This window comes from Microcoleus sp. MON2_D5, from assembly GCF_036701905.1.
Lineage (GTDB): Bacteria > Cyanobacteriota > Cyanobacteriia > Cyanobacteriales > Microcoleaceae > Microcoleus.
The window spans coordinates 1-25,128 of sequence record NZ_JAUBRM010000036.1; the positions used below are offsets into that span (position 1 = coordinate 1).

The following is a 25,128-nucleotide window of genomic DNA, read 5'->3' on the forward strand; positions in this document are numbered from 1 at the left end:
TATTTAGAACGGAGAGGGAGGGATTTGAACCCTCGAAGGATGTTAACACCCTTAACAGATTAGCAATCTGCCGCTTTCGACCACTCAGCCACCTCTCCAAGATGACAGTAACTAACTATAGCACACACATCTTCTTTTTGCCAACCCCTAATTCAAAAATTCCTCAATCCCTTACTCTGTATACTTTCCGCCGCAGGCAAAAGGCAGATTTTACTCAATATCCGCCTCTGGCCCAACTCCAGACTCCAAACCTATTCCCCAAAGCCCCGAGCCTTCAAGTGCTTCTCCCAACTAAAATTGGAACTCAAAAAGAACCTTTTAGTATACAAATACCCCAAGCGGTACAGGTGAGCCTTGCGATCGCCATCGAGATTAAAGTCCGTCGTCGTCACCCCAGCTTCAGTCACATCAATATTAATCACCCTGCCCTTATCCATTTCCCGCTGGTGATAGCGGTCTCTTGCTTTCATCATCGTTCTGAACATCGCCGCCAGCATCGACAGGGGAGTATCAATCTTAGCTTTAGTCTCAATTCCGGTATCGACTAATCGAAACCCAAAGGTAAACCAGCGCGGCGACGCAGGAGTCGCACCGACGGATTGTTTGTCATAAATCCACAGGGGGAAATTGCTCAAAATTCCGCCATCTACAATTAAGTCATCGCCGAGTTTTCCTGGTTCAAAAAATAGGGGAATACTCATCGACAACCGAACGGCTTCAGCCACGCTAAAATGTTCAGCGCTTGGGAGGTGCAACTGCTCGTACAAAGCATCGGAATCTGTCGATTCGCGCCGATGTAAGTCGTCGGGAAGCACCAACATTTCACCGCGAGTGAGGTTGGATATTACTACTTTTAATTCCCGGTCTTTTACGATTTGTTTGACATCGGCAAAAGTGTGCAAGTTACCTCGACCGAGCATTGCTTCCAGCCACTGCCGGAACGGCTGCGCCGAATATTCTCCCATCTGACGGCTAACTGTTAGGAAAAGCAGCGTCCAAGCAGGAGATTGCAAGTCGTCGGCGGGGTCGCCGTTTAAAATTAGAGGACTATTTTTTTTAGTTAAAAATATGCTGTAATCGAGCTGACCTAAAATTTCCTCTAAATCATCAATTGACAAGTCGGTTGCCAATACTGCGGCAGTAATTGCACCTGCCGAAGTGCCGGCTAATTTTCGCCACCGGATGCCCAAATCGCTACAGCACCTGAGTGCTCCTAAAAATGCAACTCCGCGCACGCCGCCGCCTTCAAAAACCCCATCGGCATAGATTTGACCGTTTTCGTCGGGAGGCGGAAATTTGCTGAGAATTGTTTGTTTCTCGGTTGCGGTGATTCTGACACCGGGTTCTTGCAAAATTTGCTGCGGATACCACTTGCTCATGGGAAATACCTCCGATCAATTTTGGGTTTTAGATTTTAGATTTATATCTATTGTTCTTGATTTTTGTCGGCATCCATTGCCTCTTTGACGTATTGTTGAACTTGCGATCGCACTTGTTCGTAGGCCACCGACGCGCACCAAGGTCGGAGAGATAAAATAGTTGTATCGGGAGTAATCTCGGCCACCAAACAAGTCGGGGGCGGATTCTCCAGTACCAGCGGGTGAGAGTGGGCAATCTCTAATAACTCAGCCACTGTCTGACGGATCGGTCGATCGCCAATATCAATCTTCAAGTCTACTCGCCTCGTTCCCATTGCCGTTGTATTTTTCAATGTACCGTTAAACAACTGATTGTTCGGGACAATAATTTTTATGCGATCGTCTGTCACCACGGTTGTTGAAAAAATCCCGATGCTGTCCACCACTCCCTTAACATCCCCAGCTTCGATCCCATCTCCGACTTCAAAGGGGCGCAAACTAATCAACATTACCCCAGCAGCAAAGTGCGACAAAGTATTTTGCCACGCCAAACCGATCGCCAAACCCGCGGCACCCACCACCGCAACCACACTGCTAGTTTGAATTCCCAACTGACTCAAAGCGGCGACTACTCCCACTACCAAAATCGTAATTTCAGCAGCTTGAACTAAGAATTTCCGCAGCGTGGCTTCGGTGCGACTCAGTGCTCGGCGAGTCACGCGGCCCGCAAAGCCGATCGCAAATCGCGTAATTAACAAAATGCCGATCGCCCACAGCAGTTGAGGTACAATTTTAAACCCCAATTCTACGAATTTTTTCGAGAATTCTTGGGCTACTTCCAAGGCTTGTGTTCTTTCTGCATTTAGCTGAGTATAGAAAGTTTGAGCTATTGGTAAAAACGTCTGAATAACTGTCATATCAATTGGGAATTGGGAATTGGGCATGAGGAATTGGGCATTGGGCATTGGGCATTGGGCATTGGTAAACGCAGTCTCAGTCTTCTGCATAAGTCGGAGAGTCCGACAGGGGTTAAAAACCCCTGTTTCATAGCGGAAGTCCTCTAAAAGAGGACTAAAGTCGATAATTTTATCCTTCAAACTCTTGAGTCGGTTTTAACCGACTTTTGCTATGAGGCAGGGGTTTAAACCCCTGCCGGACTACTGCTAATAGTGTACTGCTACGCGGGGCAATCGGTGTTTAAAACTGCAGAGAATTTCCCACGAAATAGTTCCTAAAGTCGCGGCCCAATCGTCTGCAGTAATTTGATATTCCCCATCTTTGCCCAACAGCGTCACCACTTCGCCGACTTCTAAATTGGGAATATCAGTTACATCCAGCATTAATTGATCCATCGTTACCGCGCCCACTTGCCGCACGAACTGACCCCGGACTAAAACCTGCATTTTATTAGAAAGATTGCGCGGAATGCCATCTGCATAGCCGATACCAATTACGGCAATCTGTGTCTGGCGCTGAGCTATAAATTGATAGCCGTAACTGACGCCGGTTCCTGCTTCAATTGTTTTCACCTGCGTTACCCTAGCTTTTACCTGCATTGCAGGCTTCAAATTGGCGATCAACTGCAAGTGAGGAGCTGGATAAAGACCGTAGGTAGCTAAACCGACTCGCACTAAATCGTAGTGCAAAGCCGGGTCAGCGAGGGCTGCTGCAGAGTTTGCCAAGTGGAGGCGAGGGGGGTTAACTCCTGCTATTTTAATTTGCTCGATCGCCTGTTGAAACCGCTGGTGCTGCTCTATCATAACTGCGGGGTCGGGACTATCTGCTGTCGCCAAGTGAGAGTAAATACTGGCTAATTTTAAATTGGGCAACCGCTTGACTAATTGCACAAATTCTGTAGCTTCCTGCCAGGGCGTACCCAAGCGAGACATTCCCGTATCCAACTTAGCGTGAACCGGCAAAGATTGGTTAAGATCGGCGAGAACTTCCGAAAAAATTAGGGCTTGTTTGGCAGTACAAATAGTGGGCTGCAAGTGCCAATGGGCGATCGCCTTTACCTGTTCCGGTGTATGGGTTGCCCCCAACAGCAAAATCGGCGCTTCTATCCCAGCTTCTCGCAATTCTATTCCTTCGGGAATTGTCGCCACTCCCAGCCAACTAGCCCCTGCTTGCAATGCTATTTGACTGACTGCAACAGCACCGTGACCGTAAGCATCGGCTTTCACAACTGCCATCAGTTCTGTGTGGGGAGATAAGAGCTTTTTAAGCTCTTTTACATTGTGAGTTAAAGCTGCTAAATCCATTTCTACCCAAGCCCGCTGGCAAAGTCCCCCGTCGCCGTCCCCCAGCAACGTCTGGCGGGATTCTTTTGTCGTTGATTCTGCGGTTGTTTTTTCCCCACTCCACATTGTCGATCGCTCCTACTTGCTTGCACCATTAAAAACTGCTTGGAGATTTTACCCTAAGTTTGATTATAATAAGATTCTCTCTTTCATCAAAGTTAACTGGTGTATCATAGCACCAAAAATACCCGGTAAAAACTATGGACGGACTGGCCTACCTACATTTAGCTGAAAGTTGGGAAACGGCTGCGGGTCAAGCTCGATCGACCCACTCAAAAATGCACCGGAATTTAGCCTATACTCCTTTACTTTTCTTTACGATCGCTCTCACAATTGTCAATTTAGTCAATCCCGCACTCGCCATCAAAAAAGGTGATTCAGGCCCGGAAGTAGCCCAACTTCAGAAAACTCTACAAAACGCAGGCTATTTTAGCGGTAAGGCTACAGGATTTTACGGTTCTCTCACCCAGGCTGCTGTGAAAAAGTTTCAAGCAGAGAACCACCTGAAAGTTGACGGAATTGTTGGCCCTAAAACCTTGTCAGCACTGAAAGGTAAGCCGGAAGATACCAGCATGGAAGCTGCGGAAAAAATCTCGCCAAATGTCGATCGATCTTCGCCATCTCCTACCGCCACAGATAACACAAACGAACTCGACGAAGAGCAAACTAAAACTCAGCCCCAAGAACCTCTATTTCAAGAACCGTCTTTGCCACCATTTAAAAGTGAAAATTCCGAGGATAAAGAAAGTGAATTACCACCCCCAACCCTCGTAAATCCTCCCGATAATACTCAAGGAAAAATGACCTTGAAAAAAACCATTTACGGTAACATTTCGCCAAAATCAATAGTTTATTCGGGAGCGGGTTTGTTTTTTGCTCAAAACATGATGTACCGCCACACAATCACAGTTTACGACAGGAACTTTAAATTAGTCAAGACTATTCCCGATACAGTAAACTTGTCGAACTTCGGCTTTTCTAAATTCAAAGGCAATTATAAAGGCTCTCCCGTAGAAGCGGCTTTTTCAACCGATGGCAAATATGCCTACGTCTCCAACTACAAAATGTACGGTTCCGGGTTTAGAAATCCGGGAACCGACAGGTGTTCTCCAGCGGCAAAACACGACCAAAGTTTTCTGTACCGCATCAATACCCAAACTTTGAAAATAGAAAAGGTAATTCCTGTAGGTGCAGTTCCGAAATTCAATGCTGTTTCACCTGACAATCGCTTCGCGCTCGCTAGCAATTGGTGCAGTTGGGATTTGAGCGTAGTTGATATCAATAAAAATCTCGAAATCGAGCGAGTTAAACTGGGTGCATATCCTCGGGGTATTGTTGTTACTCCCGACTCAAAAAATGCCTATGTTGCCATCATGGGTTCTTCCGATATTGCGAAAGTGAATCTCATCGACTTTTCGGTAGAATGGCTGAAGAATATTGGCAATGCGCCGCGTCATTTGACGATCGATCCCAATGGAAAGTATCTTTATGCCACTTTAAATGGTGAAGGAAATGTGGCAAAAATTGACCTAAAAACGGGTAAAGTGGTAGACAAAGTTTCTACAGGAAAAGCACCTCGCAGCATGACAATTTCCGATCAGGGAAAACTGCTTTATGTGGTCAACTATTTGTCGAATACTGTTAGCAAAGTTAGGACGAGCGATATGAAAGTGCTGCAAACAGTGAAGGTTAATTCAAGTCCTATCGGGATTACTTACGATCCGGAAACTAATCAGGTTTGGGTAGCTTGCTATTCGGGCAGTATTATGGTGTTTCAAGATTAATTTAGCTGCTTCGTAGTGAAGGCTTCAGTCCTGACTACAAACAATAAGGATTAAATGTTATTGTGGGGCGGGCTAGGAGCAACGCCCCTAAAATATTATTTGGGCAACTTTACAGGCTTCACAACATACTCAGAAGACTTAGCAGGTACTTGGCCTTTTTTGGCCATAGCTTGGTAAACCATGGCTGCTACTTCAGCTCGAGTTGCTGTTTTATTAGGCTGCAAAAGTGTGCGCTTCGGGTGGTTGACAACAATGCCAGCTTCTGTGGCTGATGCTACTTTGTTAACTGCCCATTTCGGCACTTTTGCCCTGTCTGTATAAACTTGTAAAGTTTTGGTTGCTTTTGTGGATGGTTTCAGGCTCAAACCGCTCGCTAAAGCTGCGATGACTTCGACACGCGGAATCTGTTTTTCGGGACGGAACTCATTGTTTGGGTATCCTTTAAGATATCCAGTTTTGACGGTGTGGTCGATCGCAGGACCGGCAGGACTCTTGTCTTTTACGTCTTTAAAATCAATTGGTTTTCGGATCGGTTGTTTGTCGTCGGACATTCGCTGAATTAAGCGCGCTAGTTCGGCTCGCGTCATCGGTTCGTCGGGGCGAAATTTGCTGTCGGTGGACTCAGCAAAAATTTTCCGATCGACTAAAGCTACAATGAACGGACGCGCCCAATATTTGTCTGGAACATCGGAGAATCTAACGGGCCCAACTTTGGGTTTATCGGCGTTGGGTTTATCAGCTTTCGGTTTGGTAATTGCTGGAGCGGGAGTCGATCGCGCAATTGGCTTGGGAGGAACAACGATTACACCCACCGGAGGATTTTGCGGTAAAACCGGCCCTAAAGGTCCCACAGGTGCGGCATCCGGTTCTGAGGGAAGGAGCGTTTTAGCGGGCGATCGCAAATCGGAACTGGGCGATTCGGGTGTTAATATTCCCGGAGTCGCGGGCGTAACAGCAGGTTGAGAAAAAACGGCTGGAAATTGCCAATTTCGGGCATTCAATCGATCGGGATTTTTACCTGTTACCCAAAATAAAATTGCTCCCATCGTGCCGAAGGCAACCAAGATCGCAATCAATTCATCCAATCCTAGAGGGTTTCTTTCCCCTGAGGGGGGTTGTGAAGAAGACATATTGTCACCTACATATCAATGTAGAAATTAAATCACATATTTTTTGGGTCTGGTAGTGACTGAAATAAATAAATCAACTATTCTAAGGTTTTCACTGTTAATACTTGCGGGGGCGTAGAATCGGGAGGATAAATAAAATCAATTTTTAGAGATCGCGTTTCTGTCGCAGCTAACCTCAACTTTACCATCGGTTCCACAACTTGACCGACACGATGCCATAAATGCAAGTAGCGAGTTACATCGTAACCTCCATCATCTTGGTAGCGCAGCCGCACAGTACCTCGAAAATAGGGAAAATCTAGGGGAGGTTGACGAAATCGCAATCCATTTGTTGAGAGTCGATCTTCTTTTAAAGGCGTTTCCAAACTCACCGCTACCGTTTGCGGTTTTTGGGCAGTGTTATGCAGCGGCAAAATCAGATTGTAGTGTACGCCGTAATTGCCGTGGGCTTCGTAAGCGGTGTCGGGATAGCGCGCCAGCATTTTTCCGGCTTGCACTTGTTGGGTGCCCAAAGTGCCCCCGCGCAAGCTAGAGATCGCATAGGATATCGCTTTTCCAGTCTGGGGAATTGCCAGATTTTTAGCATCGCGATCGACTAATTCCGCTTCCCATCCCGAACCTTGCTGTACCCCTGCCACGCGGCCGTAAATCAGGCTTCCCGAAGTCGCGTCGGGGGGAGTCGGGGTTTTGTCGCGGGGGCCTGCCAAACCGCCATTATTCAGCAATTGCTGCCATTCTTCCAGAGTTGGCGCGCGATCGCTCCCATCAGCATTTTCAGGTGCATACATTGCCAAAGTTGCGGCGTAAACCTTGCCACTACTCTTGAGTTGCACAAAGGTAGAACGACCATTTATCGGCTTTTCCAGACCCCGCACGGGAATAGGGCGATTCATCAACAATGCGGTTTCTCCCGGTGCAACGAGCAGTTTTTCGGGAAAATCCGGCTGCCGGATTCCCCGCAAAACGCTATCGACAGCGCCAATCCCAGGGCCGGAATATACTTCGCCGTTGGAATTCTCACTTAGTGCGGGTTTTTGTTTGAACGGTGCGTCTGGTTCCATCAGGTAACTCGCTGCCTGCAAAACTTCCACCGTCACGGGTTCGGATCTGGGATTGTAGAGCAAAGCACCGATATACAAAGTTCTAAAATTCAGCGGAGTGTGAGAAAAATGGTGAGCAAACAGGTTGAATTGCCCTTGAAAGGCAAAGTTAAGGTGAGCTGCGGGGACTTTTTTGCCGTCTGGGGGAAAGGTTGAGAGCAAAATGCCTTCTTTTTTGACCCATTCGGGACTGTTGCTGTTGAATAGGGGGATGCTGTCGAGTTTTCCGGGGAGCGATCGCACTTCGGCATCTAGTACAATTTCCTCTGGTGCTGGTTTTGCGGGAATAGATTGTACGGGTTTTTTAAGTAAAAAAAATCCGCCGACTGCACAAAGGGCGAGTGTAGAAATACCAGCAATTCGAGAAAAGAGATTTTGTTTCTGAATCATGAAAGTTAACTGTCAACCCAATCTCTGTACATCTTCCACCGACAGCGACAGCGCCTGAGCCACTTGCTCTACGGTTAAACCCATTGCCAGCAGTTGGGGAATCGCATCCCGTTGGGTTTGTTCTGCGCGCTCGGCCCTTTGGCGTTCCTGTTCGGTCTGGAGGCGTTCGAGTCTAGCTTGTTCGCTACCAGTTAACAACAAATTACCCTCATTATCCCACCAACGCAACCATCGCTGATGCTGATTTTGATAGCTACCTTCCCACACACCTAACTCTACTCCCATCAGGTCGATCGGATAATGTCCGCGATCGTTCGGTTGCAAACGGCGATAACGAGTATTCACCCAGTTATAGACTTCCAATTCGCTCGTTTTAATGATGTATATCGCATAGTAAGGAATGTGAATAATCTGCTCGTATACCCAAAACTTTCCGGGTTTCTGGTTGACACCTTCTGGTAAGCGAGATAAGGGAGTATTGTTTCGTTCTTCAGAGCCATTACCACTAGCAAATTCGATCGCAATCAATGGCACAATATACTCGCGCCAAATCACGTAAGAGCGGCGAATTTCCCCATCTATTAGGGGCGGAACGTTGGGAACGTAGAACCAGTCAGGCGCTTCGGCTCCCTTTTCTGGAGGGTCGGTTTCGCGCCAGTAAATGCCACAATCTTGCCCGATCGCATATTGTCCGTCCGGGTGGAGGGTTTGCAGCGTAGTTTCCAGTGAGTCGGTGAGTAGGATACTCTGGGGATGTTCTTGGAAGTTTTTCACAAACGTGCCGTCGGAGTCTGGGAGTTGCGTGTGATCGGGAAAAGCGGGGGGTAATGTTGTGGGGTTGAGGCTTTGGGTCATGTCAGCTATCCGATGGTGAAAGGACAGATGCTTTATTAATTAGAGCATAGCGATCGCCGATTGAGGGCTTTAGACTGACAAAATCGTGTCTATCCAGCGCTGTTTATCCCAGCCTGTAGCGATAATCCGTGGGATCGGTTAAAATTAAAGCGTTTATCGCCTCAACTATATTTTTTAGGGTAGTAAAGATGGTTGACTTTAAAAAGAAACTGGGTTTGAAATCAATAGAGAAAAAGGTAAATCCAGTTGAAATTTACGATGAGTTAGACAGAAGAAGCCAGACCGGCCCTCTTCGTACAGTACAAGAAGAGGTGCTAACAAACTGGTGGTTAAATCGAAAAGATGAAAAAGATTTGGTCTTAAAGTTACATACTGGACAAGGTAAAACCCTGATTGGTTTATTGATACTTCAGTCCAAACTTAACCAAAAGAAAGGCCCCTGCTTATATATATGCCCTAATATATACTTGGTGGAGCAGACGTGCCAAGAAGCAGAAAAGTTTGGTATTGGATATGTAACTGTTGATAACAGCAAGTCTTTGCCCGATCAATTCTTAAACTCGGATAAGATATTAATCACCCACGTTCAGAAGGTTTTTAATGGAAAATCAATTTTCGGGATTGGCGGAAAATTTGCGAAAGTAAATACGATTATTTTAGACGATTCACACGCTTGTATAGATTGCATAAATGAATCTTTCAAAATAAGGGTGGGCAATGATCATAAGCTCTATCAGAGGCTACTCCAATTGTTTGAAGATGATTTAAGAGAACAAGGTGAAGGGAGTTTTTTTGAGATTAAAAATAATGGTGACAGTACAACTTCCCTGCCAGTACCTTACTGGAGTTGGCAAGATAAAAAGTCAGAAGTTGTACAAGTTCTTCTTGAACACGCAAATGATCGAAAAATAATGTTCACTTGGGACTTAATTAAAGACAATATCGATAATTGTCAATGCTTGTTTAGTGGAAAAGAATTAGAAATTTCAACATTTTTTAGTCCAGTGAACCAGTTTGGTACTTTTAGCAAAGCTGAACATAGAATTTTAATGTCAGCAACTACACAAAATGACTCTTTCTTCCTCAAAGGTCTTGGATTAAACATTGAAGCCCTAACCAACCCGCTTATTCCAAGGCAAGAAAAGTGGTCTGGTGAAAAAATGATCTTAATTCCTTCACTCATCCATGAAGATTTGAATAGGGATTCCATTATTGTCAGATTTTCTAAGCCAGATACAAGTCGAAAAGCAGGTTTTGTAGCAATTACATCGAGTTTCAAGAAATCGGAGGCATATCAGAATCAAGGTTCTGTGGTTGCTGAAAGTAAAAATATTTTTCAAGAAGTCAGTAAGCTAAAGGCAGGTGAGTATAGCAATACAGTGGTTGTTGTAAATCGCTATGATGGAATAGATCTCCCAGATGATTCTTGTCGTCTCCTCATTATTGACTCTATGCCATATTCAGATTCATTAACTGAGAGATACGAAGAAGAATGTCGGTCAAATAGCGACTTAACAAATATTAAGGTTGCTCAAAAAATAGAGCAAGGTCTTGGCAGAAGCGTAAGAGGTGAGAAGGACTACAGCGTTATTCTTATCATCGGAGACGATCTAGTGAAGTTTCTGAAAAGCGCTAGTTCAAATCAGTTTTTTTCGTCTCAAACAAGAAAGCAGATAGATATTGGGCTTCAAGTCTCTAAGCTGGCAAAAGAGGAAGATTTAAAGAGCGATAATGATTATACGAAAGTAATACTTGACCTAATTAATCAATGTCTAAAAAGAGATGATGGCTGGAAGGAATTTTATCGAGAGAAAATGGATACCAGCATCAGTGAAAATTCGATTTCTACAGGCAATATACTAGAAATTCTAGAGTGAGAAAGAAAAGCAGAAGAGAGTTTTTACCAAAACGAGCCTGAAAGTGCAGTTAATCATGTGCAAAAAATAATTGATTCATACTGTACTAAGGATCAGACAGAGAAAGGATGGTATCTACAAATTCTTGCCCGATTCAAATACAAAATTAGTAAGGTAGATTCTAATCATACCCAAAAAAGTGCTTTCAAAAATAATTCTCAGCTTCTGAAGCCTAAAGGAGGCATTAATTATAAAAAATTAAGTTATATAAGTGAAAATAGAATAAAAAGGATTCAGGCTTGGATTTCTTCGCATGATAATTACGAAGAACTTATTATGGCTGTAAATGGCATACTTGAAAACTTAAGTTTTGGGCAGCCTTATGAGAAATTTGAAAAAGCACTCCAAGATTTGGGTGACGCGATTGGTTTCTTAAGTCAAAGACCAGATAGAGAGTTTAAGAAAGGAGCAGATAATCTTTGGTGTGTTTCAACTGATGAATATTTCATGTTTGAGTGTAAAAGCGAAGTCGAGGATTCACGCCGCGAAATAACTAAAACTGAAACAGGACAAATGAATAATCATTGTGCTTGGTTTGAGCAAGAATATAAAACGGATAAGGTCAAGCGAATACTGATCATTCCAACAAAAAATGTTTCAACACAAGGAAACTTTACTCATGAAGTCGAAATTATGAGAAAAGGAAAACTTAAATCACTAAGAGATTGTGTAAGGTCGTTCTTTAAGGAATTTAAGGATTACTTACTCACTGAAGTTAGTGATTCCAAGATGCAGGAATTACTATTTTTCCACAAACTTGATGTTGAATCTCTGAAGAAGGAATACTCTGAAAAGCCCTATCAGAAAAACTAAAAGAACGGACTGTCACTACTGGCTCTCTCGTATTTATGGTGATAAGTGATGCTGATGATCTAGAAAAATCAAGGGTTTCAGCTTTCATGGTTAATGAATTTAGTATTATTTGCTACATTTGTCACCAAACGTCCCAGAGAGCCAGCACGAATCTCTTGAACTCCTATGTCTTGCAGAGTAACTGTCAACTGTCAACTGTCAACTGTCAACTGCTATAACTCCATCTACCTTGGTAGTTGTAGGGTGTGTCCCTGCAGGAAACTTCCCACTAAGGCGCAGATATTCGAGGGCGACGCACCCTACATTCTTACCGCCTTCTGCTGCCAAAAGAACGACTCCGACTCGGTTGACGAGAATTCCTGCCGCTACCAAAACTCGGACTCCGCCTTTGCTGCCGGGAATTTGAGTTGGGCGATCGCCTCAAAGTGCTGCCACCGTAACCCGAACCGGTCGATCGATTGCCATTTGGGCGTGCTGAGGGTCTTACTGGCTGGTTATAGGTGGGCGATCGCAAGCGGCCGGTCGTCCTTAAAACTTGACGGTTTCTCACAGCCGGAGGCGGAGTTCGATAGCGAGTTTCATACTGCTGAACAGCTTGGCCGTAAGTATTACCATACCCGCCATATCCTGTCATAATCCCCGGCTGATAGACTGGCGGCATATAATATCGCGGTCTAAATAACAAACTGCCGATCGCCTGACCGGCTATAGCCCCAGCAAACGGTGCCCAGAAGCCTGATTGCTGTCTCACTACTACGGTTTGGGGCTGACCTGTTTGAGGATTCGGAACAGTTTCGGTAACGTTGTGAACGTACTCAATTTTAAAATCTTCTGTCAAATGCAAAACCGCTTGATTGTTATCCACATTTAGATAACTTTTCTTGCCTGCCGATATTTCTTCATCTGTTAAGCGAGCCATTTGCAAATCCCTAGTGCGGTAAACTGGGGGACTTCCGGGGGGAGTATTCAGCAACATCAAACTGTATTCGCCATCAGCATCGTCGTAGGTAGCTTGCTGTACGGGATATTGGCCTTGAGCCAAGTTATTGTTTGGTGCCGGGCGCACTGTGTTAATATTTGGATTGCCAGCAGGATTTGTATAAGTTTGTGTGCGAGGTGAACCGCAGCCGATTGCCGTCCCCAAAAAAGTTAAAGCCATTAAATAAATTGTCAGTTTTCGCAGCATCATAAATAGTAATTGGTAATGAGTAAATACAGCCTATTCCATCTTTAACAAGTACAGTAGCAGCTATATTGTGTGGTATTAATCTGTAGGGTGCGTCCCTGCAATATAGTGGATAAAACTTGCAGATTGTTGCTAGCGACGCACCTTAATCCCTAGAAAATTCTGTGTACTACATATACAGGGAATGTGCTGTGGTAATTTTGGTAAATAGTAATTTGTAATTTCTCCCTCTTCCTTCTTCGTTCCTTAAATGGGAATAAGTTCCGGGAAATTGACCAACACTTGGTCGTTGGTAAGTTCGTCTCCCAACTGTGCGGGAGAAAAGTGAACTTGCACAGCTCGGAGCCTTTCTTGGTAATGTAAATTAATCAGGGCTTTTAAACCGACTTTCAGCGTGCTGATGTCAGCGAGGTCAGTTTCTAGGGCAGGAACTTCGCCTTCATACGCAACTGTCAGCATCACTACGATATTTCTAGTTATCGGCAAAGACAAGGGGGATTTTTGATCGTAAACAGATGTGCTGTATTGAGGCTCGCTGAGATAGCGATCGGCTGAATCAATGAAAAGTTCATCAACATAATCGCCGGCTTCCCCTTCATTCCAAAAAACATCGCCCTCATTGGCGGCTGACTGCCAGTAGTTGTCGTACTGCAACAGGTGATTGCAAATTTCTACAAGACCTTCTCCTAAAACTACTATGTCGCCATCGGCATCGATTGCTTTTCTAGCGGTGCGGTTGAGAACTCCTAACAGCGGTGCAACTTCTTCGCCTGTTAGGTGAACGAACACCCGGCAAACTGCCAATCTAGTTTTACCTGTAAATTGATTGAATCGATCGCGCCAAGCATTCATAATAACCTATAGTTGTAATCTGTAGGGCTATATTTTCCACCATAGCAGGGGATTTGAACTCTTGCCGTCTACCCTCAGATTGATCTGAAGAGTATTTTTAGCGATCGCCTCTGCCGGGTACTGTTTCGCTTTGAGTCATCTAATTTTATAGCAGTTTTCACTCGGATCAAATACAGTTCAAATACATTAGGGAAACGCCACAGCCTTGTCCTGACAAAGAGCGGCGACTTTTAATAATTAATTAGTATGAAATTGATGATTGTAGCAAGAGTTTTTTTAATTGATATTAATTTAGCGCTCGTTTGCTTGGCCGGAATATAATATTGTGTGCTATCGATTCATCTGTCTATTGTTTGCAGTGCTTCGCGAGGGCAATGACAAGAAATTGTAGGCTAGATAATTTCCACTCAAAAAACCTCCAATCTTGGAAGATTGGAGGTGCGCTAAGCGAATACTTTGGTTTGAGATAACTATTTGACGATCGCGCTTTGGACTTGTTCGATCGCAATTTCAGAACTCAACTCGGCAACTGGCGAAACCGGCAAATCCAGCTCACCGCCAGGAGCTTCTGGGTGTTCGCGAACGGCTGCAACCGAATCTGCTGACTCAGCTACAGCACCCGCCGGCGCCAAATCGAGCAAGGCAGGAACTTCCATGTGTCCAGAAACACCTGCATCTGCGATCGGAGCCGACTCTTCAAAAACTTCAAAATTATCGGTCATCGCAGCGCAAGCAGCAGAAGCGCGCTTGCCGGCGCGGTAGCTCATGTAGGCCGCACCACCACCCAAAACTCCCGCCAAACCTAGGAAACCGAGAGCTGCTGTTTTGTAGGATTTCCACGGATTGATTCGCTCCGAGCCGCCGGGACCTAGGATCGTTGTCGCAGAACCAGATTTAGCCGCCCCAGATTTGCTGTAGGAACAGGGGAAAGCAGATGCAGCGTCACCTATGGCGATGCTGCTTGCGATCGCGACGACGGAAGCAATGCCAGCTAACACTTGAAACTTCTTCATGGTGCTCTGGAGATTGTAAAGGATAATTAAAAAATTAATGGTAACAGCTCTTTACAAATGTATCAACTCTGCGCGCCGCCCATATCGAGGATCGATCGCAAAAGTCAGCTATAGCCTCACGCAATTCAAATTTAAATTTGCCTGCTTAAAAATTTGCAATGCTTGCTCTGTAAGCGTTTGGGCTAACAGCTCGGTAGAAGTTCAAGTTTTGTGAACCAATACTTCGATCGCGCCCAAATTAGAAAATCTGAGGTGAGATTGTAGAAAATTTAGTTACATGGCCGCAAACACTTGGTGACAAACTACTTTTAAGGCTACTTTTGTAAAGGCTTAGTTATTGGAATAACTCTTATTTTTATGACAGACAACGCGACCCAAGGCATTGAGCGAGCCCCTCGCCGATTGTTGGTGACGGGCGGGGCTGGATTTATCGGCTCGAATTTTGTGCATCACTGGTGCAGCAGCTATCCGGGCGATCGAGTAGTCGTACTCGACGCTTTAACCTACGCCGGAAACCGACAAACCCTGGCAACTTTGGAAGGAGGCGAAAATTTTCGGTTTGTGCAGGGGGATATTTGCGATCGTACCCTAGTCGATACCTTGCTCAAAGAAGAAAACATCACCACAGTCGCCCACTTTGCCGCAGAATCCCACGTTGACAGGTCAATTATCGGGCCTGCAGCCTTTGTTCAAACAAACGTGGTCGGAACCTTCACACTTTTAGAAGCCTTCCGCAAGCATTTTGAAGCAATTGATGAGGCATCTCTCAAAGCACAAATGCGCTTCCTCCACGTTTCTACCGACGAAGTTTACGGCAGTCTCGGCCCCGATGACCCAGCCTTCACAGAAACAACTGCCTACTCGCCCAACAGTCCCTACTCAGCCTCCAAAGCTGGCAGCGACCACCTCGCCCGCGCCTATTTCCACACCTACGGCGTCCCGACAATTATCACCAACTGTTCCAACAATTACGGCCCCTATCATTTCCCAGAAAAGCTCATTCCATTAATGTGCATCAATATGCTATTGGGCAAACCGCTGCCTGTTTACGGCGACGGTCAAAACGTGCGAGATTGGCTCTACGTTCTCGACCACTGCCGCGCTTTAGATGCCGTTATTCACCGTGGTCAGCCTGGGGAAACCTACAATGTTGGCGGCAACAACGAGGTAAAAAATCTCGATTTAGTAAAAATGCTGTGTCAGCTAATGGACGAATTAGCTTCTGATTTACCCGCCCGTCCTTGCGAACAATTGATTACATTTGTCAAAGACAGAGCCGGGCACGATCGCCGTTATGCTATTGATGCCACCAAAATTAAAACTGAGTTAGGTTGGACTCCCTCAGTAACAGTTGAAGAAGGTTTGCGGCAGACTGTAGAATGGTACTTAGCCCATCGGGAGTGGTGGGAACCCCTGCTTTCGGAGGAATATCAAACTTACTACCGGAAAGTCTACTCTAATTAATCTACTCTTGGACGCACGGGCTACCAAAAACCAGCACCGGTAAAAAACTGGTTTTCAAGCTCAAGAGTGCGTCCAAGAAATCTTTCTGTCTTGCCTTCAAGCTTTACATTTAAACTCTAGGCGCAGAAACCGGGTTGGAGGGAAGAAAATCTTTCGTGGAGTGCGATCGATCACAGTTAAAAAACCTGTTTTCTTTAATCTTTGCGCCTAACTTCAGATTTAATTAGGTGGAGGTAACTATCACACCCATTCGCCATTGTCAATCTTTGTGAAGATTTAGTTAAAAATCACCCCAAAGGCATAAATTCAAGTGTTTGTAGCTGATAATTTTAATAGAGTTACAAGATTAAGCATTTTAGAAGCTTTTAGGAAAAACAAAAAGCACCAATGACCGAAATAAACTGGCTCAAGCACGTCCAAGAACCTAAATACTGGCTGTTAGGCATCGCCTCCGGTTTGATAGCCTTACACCTAACTCTGACTTCCAGAACCAACGACACTGACCTGTTCGGTACAATGTTCCTGTTTTGGGGAGTTGTAGCATTTCTCATTTGGGAAAGGCACGAATCCTTAACTTTTGAAAGCGGAGTTTTCAGCAGCTTATTTGGGGCATCGTTAATTGCTTTAATATTGCTCAAAAGTTCGTCGATATCTGGATACGACTTTTTTATCAGAGCAACGCCTTTTTTGTCTGGAATCAGTCTTGCATTGCTGGCTTCTGGAACAAAAGGACTGAAACAATATTGGCAGGAACTTCTAATTCTTGCGTATACAGCTATTCCTCCCGGATTGATCGGAGTCTTCGTTGATGTCCCCAAATTAACAGCAAAATTTTCAGCTTTCATCCTGCATTATATAGGATTTGAAGTTGTGCAGAAAGGGGTTTATCTAATCCTGGAAAAGGGCAGCGTGGAAGTGAATCACGGCTGTTCCGGGGTGAATGCGATGCTACAATTGTTAGGACTAGCTCTGGTTTTCTTACTGATGTTTCCTACCACTACGAGTCAGAAAATTGTATTGCCATTCGTCGCAATAATTACTGCATTTGTAGTGAATGCCGCGCGAGTTGGTCTCCTGGCCGTGCTGGTATCGCTATCTCAACCCGAAGCATTTGACTACTGGCACGAAGGAAATGGTTCGGTAATATTTTCTATGATTGCTGTATTTATTTTCGGGTTATTCTGCTGGTTTGCAATTTTGAAAGACCAACCCCAAAATAAGGAAGGACAGAATTGCTAATGGCTATTACCTCTTGGAAACCAGTTAGGCTTTCCCTGTTGGCTGTTACTTTGGGAGGGGTTTTGTTGGTTGCCGGAAAATTGGTTTTCTATCCCTCTGTAGGCAAAAATCTGGCAACCCCGTTTGAGTTTCCCGAGTCGGTGCCTCTAGCCGATTGGAAAATGCAGAAGAGCGCGCCGCTGAAAATTAGCGGCAATTCAGAATTCAAAGCTGCCAGGAAATATGAATATCAAAAAAATAGCATGGCTCTCGAAATAGAGATGCGCTATGCGGTAGACACCATTGGGCAAGTGGAAGGTATGATGAAAGGACATACAGTTCTCAAGTCGTCTCCTGGTAAACTAACATTGGCAAACACTCAAGCCGCGGGGTTTCACGGAATTTTGCAACAGCAAAATCGACTTTATTTGAGTTCGTGTATCAATCCTAATGGCAGTGCTACAGTAACTTCCCAACAGTTTAGATATAATCGAAATACTCGCGATTGGCAGCCAAACCGTATTCTGTTTTGGTTGTTGGGTAGGGGAAATATTCAAGACCGGCGCTGTTTGTGGACTCAGATGTCTGTGCCTTTGGATAAAACAACTCCAGAAGATGCCAAAAAAATTCTAGAGAATGCTTGGGTTTCTTGGTATGGGTGGTGGCAGCCGCGATTCCCCGAGCCTTGACTCGATTCAGTCGATTTTAGCTTTTAGCTTTTAGCTTTTAGATTTACTCCACAGGTGAATCGGGAAGCTTGAACAAAAGTCTAAAATTTTTGATTCTCCACGACTGTTGTCGGGGACTTGTATCCGTTATTGGGCGGGTTCAAGAGAGATTTTTCTTAACAACAACTCTGATTATTTTATGAATGACTTACAAGGCGAACAAGGTTTTTCTATCTACAGACTGCGTTGGATTGGCTACGGTCTCTTAATTCTGTCTCTATTAGATGCGATTGCAGTTCTTATACCAGCAAATTTTGGCAATCGCCTCTGGGAATTGCAAACGATTGGGGCTGTAGTTGAACGGGTGCCAGTTCCTTTACTGGCAATGGCGCTGATATTTTTTGGAGAAGGGTACGATCGCAGAGGTTTGGAAGACGTTTTTTTGAAGGTTTTGTCTTGGGTGTGTCTGCTGCTGGCCCTGGTTTTTCTGTTGATGCTACCTTTGGGAATTTTTGGCGCTATCTACGTCAACAACCAAAATAACCAGCAAATTACTACTCAAGCCAACCAACAATTAGCTCAGTTGCAGCAGGTGGAAGAACGGCTGAATAAGGGTAGTCCTGAAGATTTAAGGAATTTGGCCGGGGAACTTACCCGTTTGGGGGTACCAGCGGATACGCAAAACCCACAGCAATTGAAAGAGCAAATTCTTTCGAGAATTACTCCGGCTAAGGACCGGTTGCAGACGCAAAGCGCTGCGGTTAAGTCAAGTCAGCGCTTGGGGTTATTTAAAAATGCTATTAAGTGGCTGCTGGGCGCGCTGATTTCTAGTGTTTTGTTTTTTACGCTGTGGCGCGGTACTGACTGGGCTCGGTAGTAGTTTTGAGTTTTGAGTTGAGAGTTTTGAGCTAGTAAGGTGCGCTGCGGCGCACCCGGAGAGCGTTGTTGAGGACTAAGAGCCGCCCTGTGCACGCAGCCGGCTCAGGAGTGGCGAAGAATACCCTCAAACCCTGCAAATTTTGTTGGGGGGCTCGCTCGCTCTTCTTCTTTTCAAAAGATATCGGTATTGACATACTCACGCCCGCTAAAGCAACGGTGATTCTTGACACTTCGCTGAGATGTGCTAGCAAGCCAGTCTTACCTTCTCTCCATGTCCGTTTTAAGTCTCCCAATGCCCTACGGCGACTTTTCTGTTTTGTACGCAAGTAAAATACTTGTTTGCTTTTAGGGTTGGACTTCCATTGCCCGGCGTTGCTTCCCCTGTTTCTGATCGCAACTCTGACAGGACTTTCAACCAAGCTGTTTATTTTGGAGTATCTCAAATCTGGGCGGGTCTGTGACCAATCCTATTTTGACACAAAGCCGTGCTAGAAGCACGGGGTTTTAAACCCAATTTTCCGATAAATCTTGTTTATTGCCGATAGCCAACACCTAGAATGAGGCAAATCCGTCGTTAGCGCAGCCCTCGAAGACGATCGCACTTTCACAGAGCTGCCATTGTGCACTTCACAATAATCTAAAATCCACAATCTAAAATCCACAATCTAAAATCTAAAATCTAAAATCTAAAATTGATTGATGGTATTTTCTAGTTTGTCGGCAATCCCTTCAATCCAGTTTTCATCTTGTTTGGTGTAGCTGCGGGGCGCGTTAGCACCTAAGATTAAAACGCCTTGGCTGCCGATAGGTTGACAGATAACTCCTTGAGTATTTTCTGGCAAATAGTCAAATTCAATTCGCCCGGGATAAATATTGAGATTTACTAAATAAACTGGTTTATTTTTGTCGAGCACTCGCTGCAAAATCGGCCCGGGTTTAACTTCGGGATTGATGCCTAAAATACCGCGGCGCAATAAAACTTTTCCCTGATACACAATTACGATCGACCTTGTGGCGGTATTTGTCAACAGCAAACGCGACGCCCAGGCTAATTCTATTTTCACAGCCTCCGGCAAATCCGGCGCAAATTCAAAACCTTCTTCGCCGATAAGTTTTACGGAATCGGGCGATCGCGCTTGCACCTGCTGCCACAGCAAACCTGTTAAAATCAGCAAAGCGCTAATAATTACTCCCAAAGCGTCCGATCGAGCTTGAGAATCTGTGATTTGCTCTGTCAGCAAGCGGTTCACCATTAGCAGCGTACCTGCTAACCCTCCTGCAACTAAGGGCAATTGCCGCAAAACTTTATTGGGATCAGATTTAGTCATTAGTCATTAGTCATTAGTCATTAGTCATTGGTAATTGGTAGTTGGTAATTTAACTAATGCCAACTGCCAACTGCCAACTGCCAACTGACTTTATCCTACTTCTCCAATTTCGACAATTCGCTGGAAGAGATAGCCGGTGCCGCGGGCGGTAAGAATTAATTCGGGATTGCTGGGGTCGTCTTCCAACTTTGCCCTAAGCCGCGAGATGTGAACGTCCACTACGCGGGTGTCTACGTGCCGTTCTGGCGTGTATCCCCACACTTCCTGCAAAATTTCCGATCGCGAAAAAGGCTCTCCAGAACGGCTGACAAGCAGTTCTAACAGGCTGAATTCCATGCCCGTGAGCCGAATTCGTTCGTCGCCTTTGTAAACTTGGCGCTTGTTGGTGTCAATCCTAATATTGGTGACGTGGATGACTCCGGAGCTGGGAATACCCGATGCTCCGTTTTTGTCAACCCTCCGCAGTACCGAACGGATGCGGGCTTCGAGTTCTTTGGGAGAGAAAGGTTTGACGACGTAATCGTCGGCGCCCAATTCTAAACCGGTGATGCGATCGGCTACGTCTCCCAAAGCGGTTAGCATGATGATGGGCACGTCTGACTCTTTACGCAACTCCTGACAGACGCCGTAACCGTCTAGCTTCGGCATCATAACGTCCAAAACCACTAAGTCGGGTTCGGTGTTGCGAAATGTTTCGAGAGCTTCTTCGCCGTCAGCAGCGGTGACGACATCGTAGCCAATCATGGAAAGGCGAGTCTCCAGAATGCGGCGGATACTGGCTTCGTCATCGACTACCAGAATTTTTTCTTTATGGTTTTCCAAGTTACCGAGCACTCCTTAAGTTACATTTCAGATAATGTTAATTTTTTGTACCCTATCATAGAAGACACAAATTGAATTATGTGTGGGGATGGGTCTGAAAGCTTGATAAGTGCTTTAACTCAGACTTTTCTAAATGTTAGGGTGACTATTTATCATAGTAAACAATGCCTAAGCCTCGAATACAATATATTTGTCGGGAATGCGGGTATGATTCACCACAATATTTTGGCAGGTGTCCTAGCTGTCAGAAGTGGGATTCTTTTGACGAGCAGTTAGAACAACCTACTGCTGCTGTGTCGCGGGCTGGTTTAACTGGGGTGACAACTAAGACAGTGGGCGGTTCGCCCCCTGATAAGTCGAAGGGTCAACCAAGGGTATCTTTCAGATTATCGCAGATTTCCGACCAAACTCAGTCTCGCTGGCCTTCTGGTTACGGGGAGCTCGATCGAGTTTTGGGAGGCGGGATTGTTCCCGGATCGCTGGTGTTGATTGGCGGGGAACCGGGAATCGGGAAATCGACGCTGCTGTTGCAGGTGGCGAATATGTTGGCCCGCAAGGATCGGATACTGTATGTCAGTGCGGAGGAGTCCGGCCAGCAGGTGAAGTTGCGATCGCAGCGTTTGGGAGTAGCTAATCCGGTTGATTTGTCAAGCAACGGGGGGCATAAATCCGGCAGCAACGGGGAAGCTAAAAAGGATTCGGAGGACAATTCAGCGGAGAATTTCTATTTGCTTCCCGAGACGGATTTAGAAGTTGTTTTGCGGGAGTTGGAAGCGCTGAAACCGAATGTGGCGGTGATTGACAGCATCCAAACTATTTATTTTGCTAGTTTAACATCGGCTCCGGGTTCGGTGGCTCAGGTGCGGGAATGTACTTCGGCTTTGATGCAGGTTGCGAAAAGGGAAAATATTACTTTATTTATTGTCGGTCACGTTACGAAAGATGGAGCTTTGGCGGGGCCGAGGGTTTTGGAACATTTGGTAGATACTGTACTGTATTTTGAGGGCGATCGCTTTGCTTCTCATCGACTTTTGCGATCGATGAAAAACCGTTTTGGCGCGACTCACGAAATCGGTGTTTTTGAAATGGTAGCCAACGGTTTGCGAGAAGTAGATAATCCGTCGGAGTTGTTTTTAGGGAATAGAGATGAATTTTCTCCCGGTACTTCGACGACTGTTACTTGCGAAGGAACTCGACCGATTTTAGTGGAAATTCAGGCGTTAGTTAGCCCTGCAAGTTTTGGTTCGCCGCGCCGCACTACTACTGGTGTGGACAATGCTAGATTGCAGCAAATTTTAGCTGTTTTGGAGAAAAGGGTGGGGATTCCTTTATCTAAATTAGATGTGATTTTGGCGACGGTGGGCGGGTTGAAGGTGGATGAACCGGCGGCGGATTTGGCAGTTGCGATCGCCGTTGTGGCCAGTTTTCGCGATCGGGTGGTTGATGCACGCACTGTTTTGCTCGGGGAAGTGGGTTTGGGAGGACAGGTGCGGCCGGTTTCCCAATTAGAGTTGCGGCTGAGGGAGGCGGCGAAATTGGGTTTCAAAAGGGCGATTATTCCTAAGAATCAACCGGTGCCAGAGTTAGGAATGGAGATTATTCCGGTGGCGAAGGTAATTGATGCGATTATTGCAGCGATTCCGGCTACTCCTGCTCAGTTGCAGTCGGTTGATTTGGAGTTACAGTCTATTGATTTGGAGGAAGATGATTTGTTGAATTGAGTTAAAAGAGTGATGTTTGAAATTGATAGTAAGGAGCCACGAATTATGTATCAAGTAGACATTGTTGAAGCAAAATAAAAGCTTTTGGAATTAATCGAAGCGGTAATGAGAAGGGAAGAAATTGCGATTACTCAAGATAACCAGCCTGTTGTAAAATTGGTAGTAATATCAAATCCGTTAGCATCGGAATAGTAAATTCGAGTTCACTGTTGACGGTTGACTGTTCACGGCGTCAACAGTCAACAGTCAACAGTCAACCGTCAACATCATTCCGGTGTAACCGGAAATGATATAATTCCCAAACAAGCTAAACCCAATCGACAAGCAGGAAGTGCTAAAGGAATGGTTTGGATGTCCGATGATTTTGACGAACCGCTAGAAGAGTTTAAGGAGTAGATGGAATGAGGCTGTTGGACACTCATGCCTTTATTTTGATGCTTATGCGCGGCTGTAGTGAATTAAGTTAGTTGAAAAATAAAGAGGCGAAGATGAAACAATTTAGAATCATCCTTGAAAAACATCCTGATGGTTATGTAGGCTATCCCCTCGGAATCAAAAGTACCGTCGTTGGTGAAGGTGACACCTATGAGGAAGCCTTACCTGATGTCAAGTCAGCTATTCGTTGCTACATGGAAGTATTTGGCAAAGAAACCATGGAAAACGAATCACCTGCGATCGAGACTTTTTTAGTAGAAGCAGAGGTGGCTATTTAATGTCAAGTTTCCTGTCGATGCTTCTAAAAGACGAGTCATCAAAACATTTCAGTTGTTGGGTTTTCGGATTATTAGAGAACGCGAACATATGGTCATGGTGCGATAGAATCAGGATGGAACGGAGACTCCGTTAGTAATGCCTAACCACGATCAAATAAAATCAGGTACACTGAGAGCAATTTGTACTCAGGCGGGAATTTATAGATAGTAATTTTTAATAGCTTATGCACAAAGTTGAGTGCATAAGCTATCTACGATAACACTTGAAATATGTTAAATTATAGATTGCCTTTTGTGAGGTACGTTTTAACTAAAAAATGAAGAAATCAAAAAGACGCAAAAATCAGTGGTCAAATGAACTAAACGACATCATTCGAGGTGCATCGGGCGGCTTTTTGTTCGGTACTCCCCTGCTTTATACGATGGAGGTTTGGTGGATCGGTTCGTATACTACACCAGCGGAAATGTCGATCGCGATCGCAACTACTTTTATCGTCGTTTTCTTGCTGACTCGCACTGAAGGTTTTCGCAAAACTAAGGACATCCGCTGGCTAGATGCTGCAATCGATACCGTAGAAGCGATCGCCATCGGCATTGTCTGCGCGGCTTTGATCCTGTTTTTGCTCAGGGAAATTACGCCGGAGACTCCACTGCAAGAAACTTTGGGGAAAATCATCTTTGAAGGCCTGCCGTTTGCGTTGGGAGTAGCCCTGGCGAACGGTTTTTTGAGCGGCGATCGCTATCAAAGTTCAGACAGCGACAGCGAACCTAATATTAACCCAACTTTAGCAGATATTGGCGCTACTTTAATCGGCGCGATGATCATTGCTTTCAACATCGCCCCAACTGACGAAATTCCCATGCTAGCGGCAGCGATTTCGCCGCCTTGGCAATTAGCAATTATCGCCGCTTCGCTGCTAATTTCCTACGGTATTGTATTTGTAGCAGGCTTTACTTATCAAGCAAAACGGCAGCAACAGCAAGGGATTTTTCAGCGTCCCCTCAGCGAAACTGTCATGGCGTATTTAGTGTCGCTGGCGGCTTCTGCATTTATGATGTTTTTCTTCCAAAAACTCAGTTTTGACGACCCGTGGTCGATTTGGTTGAGCTATACCTTAGTATTGGGATTGCCGGCGACTATTGGCGGCGCGGCGGGGAGGTTGACGGTATGACGGAAAGTAATAACGAACAGCAACCAAAAAGAACTTTGGCTGAAGGGGTGACATTTGCGATCGCCTGCTTCATCCTTTTTACCCTCACCGGACTCGTACTCTACAACTGGCTGGCTAAAAAGCAGGAACCTCCGATTATTTCGGTCACTCGCAACACGCCTATTCGCGAAACTCAAGGGCAATTTTACGTACCGTTTACCGTAACTAACACGGGCGGCGAAACGGCCGAATCAGTGCAGATTATTGCCGAATTGCGCGTCAATGGCGAAGTCGTTGAATCCGGCGAGCAACAAATAGATTTTTTGTCAAGCGGCGAAACGGAAGAAGGAGCTTTTATATTCAGCCGTAACCTCAGTCAAGGTGAATTGATTGTGCGAGCGAGCAGTTATCAACTACCTTAACAAAGTTTTCAACTCTCGTGTCCGGTAAGTGTGACCCTAATAAAA

At 45.3% G+C, this 25,128-nt stretch carries 24 protein-coding genes, 1 tRNA gene and 1 pseudogene; 13 read left to right on the plus strand and 13 right to left on the minus strand.

Features of this window, described 5'->3' with window-relative positions; genetic code table 11:
* Positions 1-9 precede the first annotated feature (9 nt).
* From QUA47_RS14860 to alr, 4 genes are all read right to left on the minus strand, one after another.
* Positions 10-98: transfer RNA gene (locus QUA47_RS14860), tRNA-Ser, on the minus strand.
* Between the two features lie 153 nt (positions 99-251).
* Positions 252-1,379, minus strand: coding sequence for a patatin-like phospholipase family protein (locus QUA47_RS14865; protein WP_333431292.1), 1,128 nt, complete (start codon positions 1,377-1,379; stop codon positions 252-254).
* A gap of 47 nt (positions 1,380-1,426) precedes the next feature.
* Positions 1,427-2,302: a mechanosensitive ion channel family protein gene (locus QUA47_RS14870; RefSeq protein WP_333431293.1), complete on the minus strand. Its 876-nt coding sequence runs from the start codon at positions 2,300-2,302 to the stop codon at positions 1,427-1,429.
* Positions 2,303-2,521: 219 nt separating this feature from the next.
* Positions 2,522-3,724, minus strand: a complete 1,203-nt coding sequence (gene alr, locus QUA47_RS14875; protein WP_333431294.1) for an alanine racemase — start codon at positions 3,722-3,724, stop codon at positions 2,522-2,524.
* Between the two features lie 134 nt (positions 3,725-3,858).
* Here alr and QUA47_RS14880 point away from each other — a divergent pair, with 134 nt between their 5' ends.
* Complete coding sequence (locus QUA47_RS14880) at positions 3,859-5,442, plus strand: peptidoglycan-binding protein (RefSeq protein WP_333431295.1); 1,584 nt, start codon at positions 3,859-3,861, stop codon at positions 5,440-5,442.
* Between the two features lie 95 nt (positions 5,443-5,537).
* Here the strand turns inward: QUA47_RS14880 and QUA47_RS14885 are convergent, their stop codons facing one another.
* The 3 genes from QUA47_RS14885 to QUA47_RS14895 all read right to left on the minus strand — a co-directional run bounded on the left by QUA47_RS14885 (position 5,538) and on the right by QUA47_RS14895 (position 8,917).
* Entirely contained in the window at positions 5,538-6,572 is a 1,035-nt protein-coding gene (locus QUA47_RS14885; RefSeq protein WP_333431296.1) for an S-layer homology domain-containing protein, read from the minus strand.
* A gap of 77 nt (positions 6,573-6,649) precedes the next feature.
* Positions 6,650-8,062, minus strand: coding sequence for a DUF3370 domain-containing protein (locus QUA47_RS14890; protein WP_333431297.1), 1,413 nt, complete (start codon positions 8,060-8,062; stop codon positions 6,650-6,652).
* A 12-nt stretch (positions 8,063-8,074) separates the two neighbouring features.
* Positions 8,075-8,917 (minus strand): Uma2 family endonuclease, encoded by an 843-nt coding sequence (locus QUA47_RS14895; protein ID WP_333431298.1) that lies wholly within the window; start codon positions 8,915-8,917, stop codon positions 8,075-8,077.
* A gap of 188 nt (positions 8,918-9,105) precedes the next feature.
* Between QUA47_RS14895 and QUA47_RS14900 the strand changes: the two genes are divergently transcribed.
* Both QUA47_RS14900 and QUA47_RS14905 read left to right on the plus strand, forming a co-directional pair.
* Entirely contained in the window at positions 9,106-10,794 is a 1,689-nt protein-coding gene (locus QUA47_RS14900) for a DEAD/DEAH box helicase family protein (protein WP_333431299.1), read from the plus strand.
* A 57-nt stretch (positions 10,795-10,851) separates the two neighbouring features.
* The gene (locus QUA47_RS14905) at positions 10,852-11,646 is read left to right on the plus strand and encodes a hypothetical protein (protein WP_333431300.1); all 795 of its coding nucleotides are present in this window, start codon (positions 10,852-10,854) and stop codon (positions 11,644-11,646) included.
* 307 nt (positions 11,647-11,953) lie between these two features.
* On the opposite strand, the gene QUA47_RS14910 is transcribed toward QUA47_RS14905, so the two are convergent.
* The 3 genes from QUA47_RS14910 to QUA47_RS14920 form a co-directional block, all read right to left on the minus strand.
* Positions 11,954-12,835, minus strand: coding sequence for a hypothetical protein (locus QUA47_RS14910; RefSeq protein WP_333431301.1), 882 nt, complete (start codon positions 12,833-12,835; stop codon positions 11,954-11,956).
* A gap of 243 nt (positions 12,836-13,078) precedes the next feature.
* Positions 13,079-13,684 (minus strand): DUF1517 domain-containing protein, encoded by a 606-nt coding sequence (locus QUA47_RS14915; RefSeq protein WP_190657330.1) that lies wholly within the window; start codon positions 13,682-13,684, stop codon positions 13,079-13,081.
* Between the two features lie 470 nt (positions 13,685-14,154).
* Entirely contained in the window at positions 14,155-14,697 is a 543-nt protein-coding gene (locus QUA47_RS14920; RefSeq protein WP_333431302.1) for a hypothetical protein, read from the minus strand.
* 357 nt (positions 14,698-15,054) lie between these two features.
* Here QUA47_RS14920 and rfbB point away from each other — a divergent pair, with 357 nt between their 5' ends.
* The 4 genes from rfbB (at position 15,055) to hpsJ-A (ending at position 18,924) form a co-directional block, all read left to right on the plus strand.
* On the plus strand, positions 15,055-16,161 hold the full coding sequence (gene rfbB, locus QUA47_RS14925; RefSeq protein ID WP_190735191.1) for a dTDP-glucose 4,6-dehydratase: 1,107 nt from the start codon (positions 15,055-15,057) through the stop codon (positions 16,159-16,161).
* Positions 16,162-16,548: 387 nt separating this feature from the next.
* A complete protein-coding gene (crtA, locus tag QUA47_RS14930; protein WP_333405282.1) occupies positions 16,549-17,400 on the plus strand; it encodes a cyanoexosortase A in 852 nt (283 codons plus the stop codon).
* Entirely contained in the window at positions 17,400-18,068 is a 669-nt protein-coding gene (locus QUA47_RS14935) for a cyanoexosortase A system-associated protein (RefSeq protein WP_333288502.1), read from the plus strand. Before crtA ends, QUA47_RS14935 begins: the two co-directional genes overlap by 1 nt.
* A gap of 178 nt (positions 18,069-18,246) precedes the next feature.
* Positions 18,247-18,924, plus strand: coding sequence for an HpsJ-like protein, cyanoexosortase A-associated (gene hpsJ-A, locus QUA47_RS14940; RefSeq protein WP_333431303.1), 678 nt, complete (start codon positions 18,247-18,249; stop codon positions 18,922-18,924).
* A gap of 31 nt (positions 18,925-18,955) precedes the next feature.
* Here the strand turns inward: hpsJ-A and QUA47_RS14945 are convergent, their stop codons facing one another.
* The 3 genes from QUA47_RS14945 to rpaB form a co-directional block, all read right to left on the minus strand.
* Entirely contained in the window at positions 18,956-19,252 is a 297-nt protein-coding gene (locus QUA47_RS14945; RefSeq protein ID WP_333431304.1) for a hypothetical protein, read from the minus strand.
* Between the two features lie 360 nt (positions 19,253-19,612).
* Positions 19,613-20,254 carry a cofactor assembly of complex C subunit B gene (locus QUA47_RS14950; RefSeq protein ID WP_333288500.1) on the minus strand — a complete coding sequence of 214 codons (642 nt, stop codon included), beginning with the start codon at positions 20,252-20,254 and terminating at the stop codon, positions 19,613-19,615.
* 90 nt (positions 20,255-20,344) lie between these two features.
* Complete coding sequence (rpaB, locus tag QUA47_RS14955) at positions 20,345-21,076, minus strand: response regulator transcription factor RpaB (protein WP_071587789.1); 732 nt, start codon at positions 21,074-21,076, stop codon at positions 20,345-20,347.
* A 164-nt stretch (positions 21,077-21,240) separates the two neighbouring features.
* On the opposite strand from rpaB, the gene radA reads away from it, so the two are divergent.
* From radA to QUA47_RS14980, 6 genes and pseudogenes are all read left to right on the plus strand, one after another.
* The gene (gene radA / locus QUA47_RS14960; protein ID WP_333431305.1) at positions 21,241-22,797 is read left to right on the plus strand and encodes a DNA repair protein RadA; all 1,557 of its coding nucleotides are present in this window, start codon (positions 21,241-21,243) and stop codon (positions 22,795-22,797) included.
* Between the two features lie 216 nt (positions 22,798-23,013).
* Positions 23,014-23,193: a DUF2281 domain-containing protein gene (locus tag QUA47_RS14965; protein ID WP_333431306.1), complete on the plus strand. Its 180-nt coding sequence runs from the start codon at positions 23,014-23,016 to the stop codon at positions 23,191-23,193.
* Positions 23,194-23,285: 92 nt separating this feature from the next.
* Positions 23,286-23,510, plus strand: a complete 225-nt coding sequence (locus QUA47_RS14970) for a hypothetical protein (RefSeq protein ID WP_333431307.1) — start codon at positions 23,286-23,288, stop codon at positions 23,508-23,510.
* A 127-nt stretch (positions 23,511-23,637) separates the two neighbouring features.
* Positions 23,638-23,718 (plus strand): annotated as a pseudogene (locus QUA47_RS31005) (type II toxin-antitoxin system HicA family toxin); the annotation flags it as partial.
* Positions 23,719-23,827: 109 nt separating this feature from the next.
* Positions 23,828-24,682 (plus strand): TIGR02587 family membrane protein, encoded by an 855-nt coding sequence (locus tag QUA47_RS14975; RefSeq protein ID WP_333431308.1) that lies wholly within the window; start codon positions 23,828-23,830, stop codon positions 24,680-24,682.
* Positions 24,679-25,083: a TIGR02588 family protein gene (locus QUA47_RS14980; protein ID WP_333431309.1), complete on the plus strand. Its 405-nt coding sequence runs from the start codon at positions 24,679-24,681 to the stop codon at positions 25,081-25,083. The genes QUA47_RS14975 and QUA47_RS14980 overlap by 4 nt, the downstream gene beginning before the upstream one ends.
* Positions 25,084-25,128 lie beyond the last annotated feature (45 nt).

Coding starts and splice junctions, on each gene's coding strand:
- alr (WP_333431294.1), bottom strand. CDS start 3,724: ATGTGGAGTGGGGAAAAAACAACCGCAGAATCAACGACAAAAGAATCC.
- QUA47_RS14950 (WP_333288500.1), bottom strand. CDS start 20,254: ATGACTAAATCTGATCCCAATAAAGTTTTGCGGCAATTGCCCTTAGTT.
- rfbB (WP_190735191.1), top strand. CDS start 15,055: ATGACAGACAACGCGACCCAAGGCATTGAGCGAGCCCCTCGCCGATTG.
- QUA47_RS14935 (WP_333288502.1), top strand. CDS start 17,400: ATGGCTATTACCTCTTGGAAACCAGTTAGGCTTTCCCTGTTGGCTGTT.
- QUA47_RS14885 (WP_333431296.1), bottom strand. CDS start 6,572: ATGTCTTCTTCACAACCCCCCTCAGGGGAAAGAAACCCTCTAGGATTG.
- QUA47_RS14880 (WP_333431295.1), top strand. CDS start 3,859: ATGGACGGACTGGCCTACCTACATTTAGCTGAAAGTTGGGAAACGGCT.
- QUA47_RS14890 (WP_333431297.1), bottom strand. CDS start 8,062: ATGATTCAGAAACAAAATCTCTTTTCTCGAATTGCTGGTATTTCTACA.
- QUA47_RS14975 (WP_333431308.1), top strand. CDS start 23,828: ATGAAGAAATCAAAAAGACGCAAAAATCAGTGGTCAAATGAACTAAAC.
- QUA47_RS14870 (WP_333431293.1), bottom strand. CDS start 2,302: ATGCCCAATTCCCAATTCCCAATTGATATGACAGTTATTCAGACGTTT.
- QUA47_RS14970 (WP_333431307.1), top strand. CDS start 23,286: ATGAAACAATTTAGAATCATCCTTGAAAAACATCCTGATGGTTATGTA.
- QUA47_RS14920 (WP_333431302.1), bottom strand. CDS start 14,697: ATGAAGAAGTTTCAAGTGTTAGCTGGCATTGCTTCCGTCGTCGCGATC.
- QUA47_RS14900 (WP_333431299.1), top strand. CDS start 9,106: ATGGTTGACTTTAAAAAGAAACTGGGTTTGAAATCAATAGAGAAAAAG.
- QUA47_RS14910 (WP_333431301.1), bottom strand. CDS start 12,835: ATGATGCTGCGAAAACTGACAATTTATTTAATGGCTTTAACTTTTTTG.
- QUA47_RS14865 (WP_333431292.1), bottom strand. CDS start 1,379: ATGAGCAAGTGGTATCCGCAGCAAATTTTGCAAGAACCCGGTGTCAGA.
- crtA (WP_333405282.1), top strand. CDS start 16,549: ATGACCGAAATAAACTGGCTCAAGCACGTCCAAGAACCTAAATACTGG.
- QUA47_RS14895 (WP_333431298.1), bottom strand. CDS start 8,917: ATGACCCAAAGCCTCAACCCCACAACATTACCCCCCGCTTTTCCCGAT.
- radA (WP_333431305.1), top strand. CDS start 21,241: ATGCCTAAGCCTCGAATACAATATATTTGTCGGGAATGCGGGTATGAT.
- hpsJ-A (WP_333431303.1), top strand. CDS start 18,247: ATGAATGACTTACAAGGCGAACAAGGTTTTTCTATCTACAGACTGCGT.
- QUA47_RS14980 (WP_333431309.1), top strand. CDS start 24,679: ATGACGGAAAGTAATAACGAACAGCAACCAAAAAGAACTTTGGCTGAA.
- QUA47_RS14915 (WP_190657330.1), bottom strand. CDS start 13,684: ATGAATGCTTGGCGCGATCGATTCAATCAATTTACAGGTAAAACTAGA.